The organism is Microcystis sp. M49636_WE2 (assembly GCF_030065375.1).
Classification (GTDB): domain Bacteria; phylum Cyanobacteriota; class Cyanobacteriia; order Cyanobacteriales; family Microcystaceae; genus Microcystis; species Microcystis aeruginosa_C.
Genome location: NZ_JASJFG010000277.1, coordinates 1 through 7,048, shown reverse-complemented (window position 1 = coordinate 7,048; position 7,048 = coordinate 1). Strand labels below are relative to the sequence as shown.

Sequence of the window (7,048 nt, the reverse complement as noted above, 5' to 3'; positions counted from 1 at the left end):
CCTTTAAGTTAGGGGGTAAACACAGTGCGGCATACAATCCCGCCGCTCCCGATCCCACCACTAAAACATCTTGATAACTCGGCAGTTGCGAGGAAACGACCATGTAGGAGTTAATTGATAAATTCTATTTATTCTAGCATTCCATTTCTCTATAGCTCTGGCAAAAATCCCCGGTCTTTCCCTTGGGGCAGTATGCCAGATTCTTTACTTTTGCCTCTTGCCTTCAGAAGCTAATCACTGAAAAAGGTGAGCGATCGCTCACCTAGAAATTTTTTTAAAACCGCAATTAACTGGATTTAGTAAACTCCGGGGTTAAAACGGTCATCACCCTCGATAAATTCTTTAGAAGGCTCAGTAACGGTGAATTTCTCCAGATTAGCCTGTAAACGCTCTTTTTGAGTGGCCGAGAGTCCGGGGATATTGAGGACATCTTCCACTTCTTGGTAGGGGGCGTTTTTGATGATTTTACCAGCTAAATTGGGATAGAACCCTCTCAAGTCCCGGAAATCGCGAATATCACTGTTATTGAGGTCGATTTTCGCCCCAAATTCTGTAGTTAGTTTAGCATCAGCCGCATTTAAAACCGCCACAGGAAGAGAGGGAAGGGCGATCGAGGTGAGATTGAGAGCTTGAGCGGGAACTTTACCCCAAAAACTCCCGATAATCAAGGCAATTACCGCCAGCAGACGAACAAGATTCTTCATTGCAGTTGTGGTCTCCTAAAACCAAGGCAAATTAACGATCAGGACAAGAAATGAAGCCGTCAGCCTTCAGCTTTCCGACTAGGCATAGGGTGGGGAATTGGGACTTACCACCGCAGCTGACCTATTAGCTGAACGCTGATAGCTAGTTAAAAAAGTTATATCATGCCATTAGACCGGATCTTAACCTAGTTTGCCGCCCTAGGGGAAGGGTTTTGAGGGTTGGGGGATGGGGTTTTAGGGTTTTAGGGGTTTTAGGGTTTTGCGGTTTTGGGGTTTTTATACAAAGAACAAGTTGGTTAGGACAATCTAAATCGCTAAAACCCTTTTCTGGCAAAGACTTTCCTGCTGCCATCTGGCGGCTGCTACAGTTGAATTTCCCTATTTCCCTATCTCCCCACTTCCCCCATTTCCTCATTCCCCTATCCCCTAACCCAATTATTATAAATCCCTAAAATTATCAATGACGAACAGCACTCCTATGGCATCATAAACTGTTGCTTGTCTTGAAATACATAATAAGGAAGACACAATTATGGCTCTCCAATTGGGTGATATCGTTCCAGATTTTACACAAGATTCTAGTGAAGGTCCGATTTCTTTTCACCAGTGGGTAGGAGATAGCTGGGTGGTGCTGTTCTCGCACCCGGCTGATTATACCCCCGTTTGTACCACGGAATTAGGTACGGTGGCTAGTCTTAAGTCAGAATTTGAGCGACGTAATGTGAAAGTGATCGCTTTGAGTGTGGATAGTGCCGAATCCCATCGGGGTTGGATTAATGACATCAACGAAACTCAAAACACTACCGTTAACTATCCGATTATCGCCGATGGCGATCGCAAAGTGTCGGATCTCTACGGCATGATTCACCCCAATTCCCTCAATAATCTGACGGTACGTTCGGTGTTTATCATCGATCCCAACAAAAAATTACGTTTAACCATTACCTATCCTGCCAGCACGGGGCGCAATTTTAACGAGATCCTGCGCGTGATCGACTCCCTGCAGCTCACCGATAACTATCAAGTGGCTACCCCCGCTAACTGGACCGACGGCGGCGATTGTGTGGTGGTTCCCTCTATTCCCACTGAAGAAGCTCGTAGCAAATTCCCCAAAGGAGTTGAAGAAATCAAACCCTATCTACGCATGACTCCCCAACCTAATAAGTAGGGTTTGCTAATCGGTGAACCATATCCTGGAAAACTGACAATCCAAAAACCAAGAAATCGTCAGGGAGGGTTAGCCATCCGTTTTAACGGATGCTACCCCTGGCAACAGGGGATTTATCTCCCCATATCATTTATTGGTTTGATTGTCAATAGATTTTTTCATAGTTTCCCTAGATGTGTTACCGGCAGTAGTGCCGAAAAGCAATTTCTTGGCTGGGTTAAAGACAATTCATCGACATCTATCTTAACCATAAGTTAAATTAATATTTAATAAAAATCGGCTCAAGACGAAAAAAACGATTAACATTATAGCTCCAAATGCTTAGTAGTGGTTAGTTTAGCTAGATTGTAGATCGATGAAATTATCTAGAGATCGAGCAAGGAGCGTCAAGAATTCTGGGTTAGATATATAAGTAAATTTTATTTTAAGTTTATTTAAGACTGTCATTACTAATGCAAGGCTGAGTCGGGGAGATTTTCCCGTAGTATCAAAAATGAAACTCGCTCCAATCGTTCACTCTGAGGACGGGCGAGAGGCAATTATAGAGACTGCCGCTTTCACTAGCATTTAATTAAGAGGAACAACCGATGCCAACTTATAAAGTCACCCTGAAAACACCCGATGGCGAGAGTAAAACAATTGAGGTTCCCGATGATGAGTACATTCTCGATATAGCTGAAGAAGCAGGACTGGACTTACCCTATTCCTGCCGTGCGGGAGCTTGCTCCACCTGTGCAGGTAAAATTGAATCTGGTACTGTCGATCAATCCGATCAATCCTTCTTAGATGACGATCAAATTGAAGCGGGTTATGTCCTCACCTGCGTCGCCTATCCCACCTCTGACTGTGTGATCCTCACCCACCAGGAAGAAGACGCTTTGAAGTAATCTTCAAGATTATCAGAAAATTCCCGTTAAAGCCATGGCTTTAACGGGAGTTATTTTATGGCTCAAAAATTTTTTTCCCTAAACACTTGTGGGTTTTAGCTAAGGGTGCTATGATTGTTAATCGTGGAATTAATGGGTCGGTGCCCGAGTGGTTAATGGGGGCGGACTGTAAATCCGTTGGCTACGCCTACGCTGGTTCGAATCCGGCCCGGCCCACCACGATCAATGCCCGTGTAGCTCAGTGGTAGAGCACACCCTTGGTAAGGGTGAGGTCATGAGTTCAATCCTCATCACGGGCTTTCTCTTTGCTTCTCATTCTCAATAAACCGTTGAAGGATGAGATTAAGTAGGGCTTGCTGAATAAATCTAAAAACCTTGTTGGATAATATTTTTAGGCTTTTTTGAAATCAAAAAGTACCGGCCATTGGAGGGATCGGGGGGGAAATTTAGGGACTTTTTCCCTGAAAATTAGGTAATTGACCCCCTGAAAATGGGTAAAACCCTACACCCTACACCCCACACCCCACACCCTACCTCCACCGAAAAACTTTTTGCCGCAAACCCTAAGTAAGTCTTCAGCACTATGGCGTTAACATAAGTTCTCTTCTAGGGCAATTAGTCCTCGATCGCCTAAAATAGTCAAAATTAACTTATTTGTTGGCTCATGTCTCCCCTCGACAACATCGCTAAACTGTCTCACCTCACCCGCAGAGATGTTCAGAAAAATTGGTTTATCGCTACAGCAGCGGGAAAACCAATTCAACCCGTCACCCTCAATGAAAAACAATACATTATTTGGCCGGCCGGCAGACAAATCCAATATCTAACTCAAAAAATTATTGTCCCCGAACATTTAGCCGGTTATCCTTTAGCGGGAATGGAACTGAGATTAATCTTAACTTGGTGGGCGGAAGATGTCAAAATTTATGTTAATAATCAATTTATCCAAGCAGGAGACCTCTTTGATTCTTCCACCCGCATTTTACTTTCCAACTCGGTCTCTATCGGTCAAGAAATTCTTGTTACTCTCCGTTTAGTCAGTCCCAATCATGATATTGGTGGTTTGATGAAATCGCAGTTAATCTATGAATATAGCCAAGCTATCGATCCTAGTTTTGTTGCTGATGAATTAACCATCCTCCATAATTATCTACAAACTTTTTATCCTGAAAACTTAGCAGCTTTTACCGCTACTCTCGATAATATTGACTGGGATAATGTCACCAACAAAGATAAATTTAATCGCTCCCTAGAATCAATTCGTCAATCCCTACAACCCCTCGCTCAACCTCTCAAAGAACGCAGTTTTAATCTTCTCGGCCACGCACATTTAGATCTGGCTTGGTTGTGGCCGTTGGCAGAAACTTGGCAAGTAGCAAAAAACACTTTTATCTCGGTTTTAAACCTGCAAAAAGATTTTCCTGCCCTCATATTTGGTCATTCTAGCCCCCTAATTTACGAATGGATAGAAAAACATCATCCTGACCTATTTCAAGCAATTCTAGAGGCATATAAAGGGCAATCTTGGGAACTTTTGGGCGGGATGTGGGTAGAACCAGAAGTCAATTTAATCTCTGGGGAATCCCTATTTCGACAGCTGCTTTATGGACAAAAATATTTTCAAGAAAAATTTGGGCAAATCACTAAAACTGCTTGGCTGCCGGATACCTTTGGTTTTCCCTACCAATTGCCGCAAATTCTTAAATCTTTTGGCATCAAATATTTTATAACCGGGAAACTCCATTGGAATGATACGACTAAATTTCCCCACGGTTTTTTCTGGTGGCAATCTCCCGATGGCAGTAAAATTCTTTCCCTCATGTCTCCTCCCAATGTTGCCGGAGTTATGGATACTAACCCAATTATTATGACCGATCATGCTCTCAATTGGGAACGGCAAACCGGCTTAAAAGATATTTTTTGGCTGCCCGGTGTTGGCGACCATGGCGGCGGTCCGACTCGTGATATGTTAGAGGTGGCCCAACGTTGGCAAAAATCTCCTTTTTTCCCCCAGTTAAAATTTAGCCAAGCAACAACCTATCTGGACAGTCTGGAGACAAGTAATCTCCCTATCTGGGATGATGAATTATATCTAGAATTCCATCGGGGTTGTTATACTACCCACGCCGACCAAAAGGCTTATAATCGTTACTGTGAAATCCTCTTGTATCAAGGGGAATTATGGTCTTCTCTGGCTAATATTTTACTAGAGATTCCCTATCCGAAAGTCGAGATAGAATCCGCATGGAAAAAGGTTTTATTAAATCAGTTTCATGATATACTGCCGGGTACTTCGATCCCCGAAGTATTTAGGGATGCTAATCAGTTATGGCGGCAAGTTATCAGCACAGTTGAAGCAATTTTAGATCAAGCTTTACAGGCAATTGCTAATCAAATTAATTTGCCTAATCCCCCCCATCCCCAAGCAAAGCCTTTTCTAGTTTTTAATTCTCTTAACTGGGAAAGAACCCAGGTTATCTCTTTAGCTATAGAATCTGTCAATTGTTCGGTTTATGACTTGAATAATTGTCTTTGTCTTTCGCAATTATCCCACGACAATCAGCTATTATTTCTCGCTGAAAATATTCCTTCTGTGGGTTATAAGTTATTTTGGTTAGTTGCCAATCAGCAAGCAACGGAGCAAAATTTAACCAACTGCCAATTTATTTTAGATAATGGACTGCTTAAAGTTACTATTAACTCGGAAACGGGGGATATAGATAGTATATTCGATATAATTAATCAAAGAGAAATCCTGCAAGCTGCTGGTAATCAATTACAGGCATTTAAAGATCAAGGACAATATTGGGACGCTTGGAATATCGATCCGAATTATCAACAATATACCTTACCTAAAACAGTATTAAAATCGATCGAATGCTTAGAATGTGGCCCTTTACGCTGGCAGATTCGCGTGATCAGAAGTTTAGCTGATTCGGAATTTTGTCAAGATTATATCTTAGAAAAAGATTCTCCTATTCTCCAGATTAAAACTATTGTTAATTGGCAGCAAGAACATACTTTAGTAAAAACCGCTTTTCCTCTCACCCTCAACAGCGATTTTACCACCTATGAAATTGCCTGTGGTGCGATCGAGCGTTCCCACGAACCAGAATCGCCAAAATGGGAAGTTTACGCCCATAAATGGGCGGATTTAACCGATACAGAGGCAAACTATGGGGTAAGTCTTTTAAATAATAATAAATATGGCTATGATGCTACTAACCAGCAACTGCGATTAACTCTGTTGAGAAGTCCCCGATGGCCCGATCCCGAGGCGGATCTGGGGAAACAAGAATTTACCTATGCAATATATCCCCATCAAGGTAACTGGAAAACGGCGAAAACTGTCCATCACGCTTGGCAGTTAAACTTACCTGTCACCGTTGTTTTTATTAATAATTCTTCTCAATCAAACTGGTTGCCACCCGTGGCACAATGGTTAAAATTCTCGGCAGATAACTTAATTTTAATGAGTTTCAAACAAAGTGAAACAGCCGCTCGGGGTTGGGTAATGCGCGTTTATGAATGTCAGGGAGAAAACGCTGTTATTGATTGGCAAAATCAATTACAATTAACAATAAAAGAATCGATCGATGGTTTAGAAAGAGCGATCGATCCCGTTGAGCAACTTTCTCCTTGGCAGATAGCCACATGGTTATTAAAGAATTAATCTTCGTGATCTTCAAAAGGATCGCTTAATTCTGCTGCCGGCGGTCCAAAAGCGGTATAAAGAGCTAAAGCGGTAATTCCTACCAAAGCGGCAGCGATCGAAACACCCAAAATTGTTGCAGTTTCCATAAAATAAAATTTGCTTAGATACAGTCTGTATCTTATCTTAACAAAATATAACCGATCTCGCAGCCGATAACGATCGCTAATCTGGCCGGTTGCATTGCTGTTATCTCATGCCCGATAATGCTGAAAGGATCGAGTAAATAGCGATCAAACTAAACCAGAAAAATTATTATGAAGAAACTCCTACAGGGACTAGAAAAGTTCCAGAGTGGTTATTTTGATGAACATCGGCAATTATTTGAGCAACTCTCCCACGGACAAAAACCGAGAATCCTGTTTATCACCTGTTCCGATTCCAGGATCGATCCTAACCTAATTACCCAAGCGGAGGTGGGGGAATTATTCGTAATTCGTAATGCGGGAAATATAATCCCTCCCTACGGAGCAACCAATGGTGGTGAAGGTGCATCTATAGAATATGCTATCAACGCTCTCGGCATCGAGCAAGTGATTATCTGCGGTCACTCCCATTGTGGAGCGATGAAAGGTTT

7 protein-coding genes and 2 tRNA genes are annotated in these 7,048 nt (G+C 42.3%); 6 read left to right on the top strand and 3 right to left on the bottom strand.

Going from position 1 to position 7,048, the window contains the following annotated elements; translation table 11 throughout:
• Together PX484_RS06685 and psbU are read right to left on the bottom strand one after the other, a co-directional pair.
• Nucleotides 1-103, bottom strand: a 103-nt coding sequence (locus PX484_RS06685; RefSeq protein WP_288103216.1) for an FAD-binding protein, incomplete at its 3' end; no start/stop codon positions are given.
• Between the two features lie 193 nt (nucleotides 104-296).
• Nucleotides 297-704 carry a photosystem II complex extrinsic protein PsbU gene (gene psbU / locus PX484_RS06680; protein ID WP_002761160.1) on the bottom strand — a complete coding sequence of 136 codons (408 nt, stop codon included), beginning with the start codon at nucleotides 702-704 and terminating at the stop codon, nucleotides 297-299.
• A gap of 532 nt (nucleotides 705-1,236) precedes the next feature.
• Between psbU and PX484_RS06675 the strand changes: the two genes are divergently transcribed.
• The 5 genes from PX484_RS06675 to PX484_RS06655 all read left to right on the top strand — a co-directional run bounded on the left by PX484_RS06675 (nucleotide 1,237) and on the right by PX484_RS06655 (nucleotide 6,432).
• Entirely contained in the window at nucleotides 1,237-1,872 is a 636-nt protein-coding gene (locus PX484_RS06675) for a peroxiredoxin (RefSeq protein ID WP_002761158.1), read from the top strand.
• 587 nt (nucleotides 1,873-2,459) lie between these two features.
• Entirely contained in the window at nucleotides 2,460-2,759 is a 300-nt protein-coding gene (locus tag PX484_RS06670; protein WP_287767368.1) for a ferredoxin, read from the top strand.
• 134 nt (nucleotides 2,760-2,893) lie between these two features.
• Nucleotides 2,894-2,978 (top strand) — tRNA-Tyr (locus tag PX484_RS06665).
• Nucleotides 2,979-2,986: 8 nt separating this feature from the next.
• Nucleotides 2,987-3,058 (top strand) — tRNA-Thr (locus PX484_RS06660).
• A gap of 365 nt (nucleotides 3,059-3,423) precedes the next feature.
• The gene (locus PX484_RS06655; RefSeq protein WP_288103214.1) at nucleotides 3,424-6,432 is read left to right on the top strand and encodes an alpha-mannosidase; all 3,009 of its coding nucleotides are present in this window, start codon (nucleotides 3,424-3,426) and stop codon (nucleotides 6,430-6,432) included.
• Here the strand turns inward: PX484_RS06655 and psbN are convergent.
• Entirely contained in the window at nucleotides 6,429-6,560 is a 132-nt protein-coding gene (gene psbN, locus PX484_RS06650) for a photosystem II reaction center protein PsbN (RefSeq protein WP_002736132.1), read from the bottom strand. The two genes, PX484_RS06655 and psbN, sit on opposite strands and share 4 nt — an antisense overlap.
• Nucleotides 6,561-6,728: 168 nt before the next feature.
• On the opposite strand from psbN, the gene PX484_RS06645 reads away from it, so the two are divergent.
• Nucleotides 6,729-7,048 (top strand): carbonic anhydrase (locus PX484_RS06645; protein WP_288103212.1); only part of this gene is annotated, 320 nt, incomplete at its 3' end.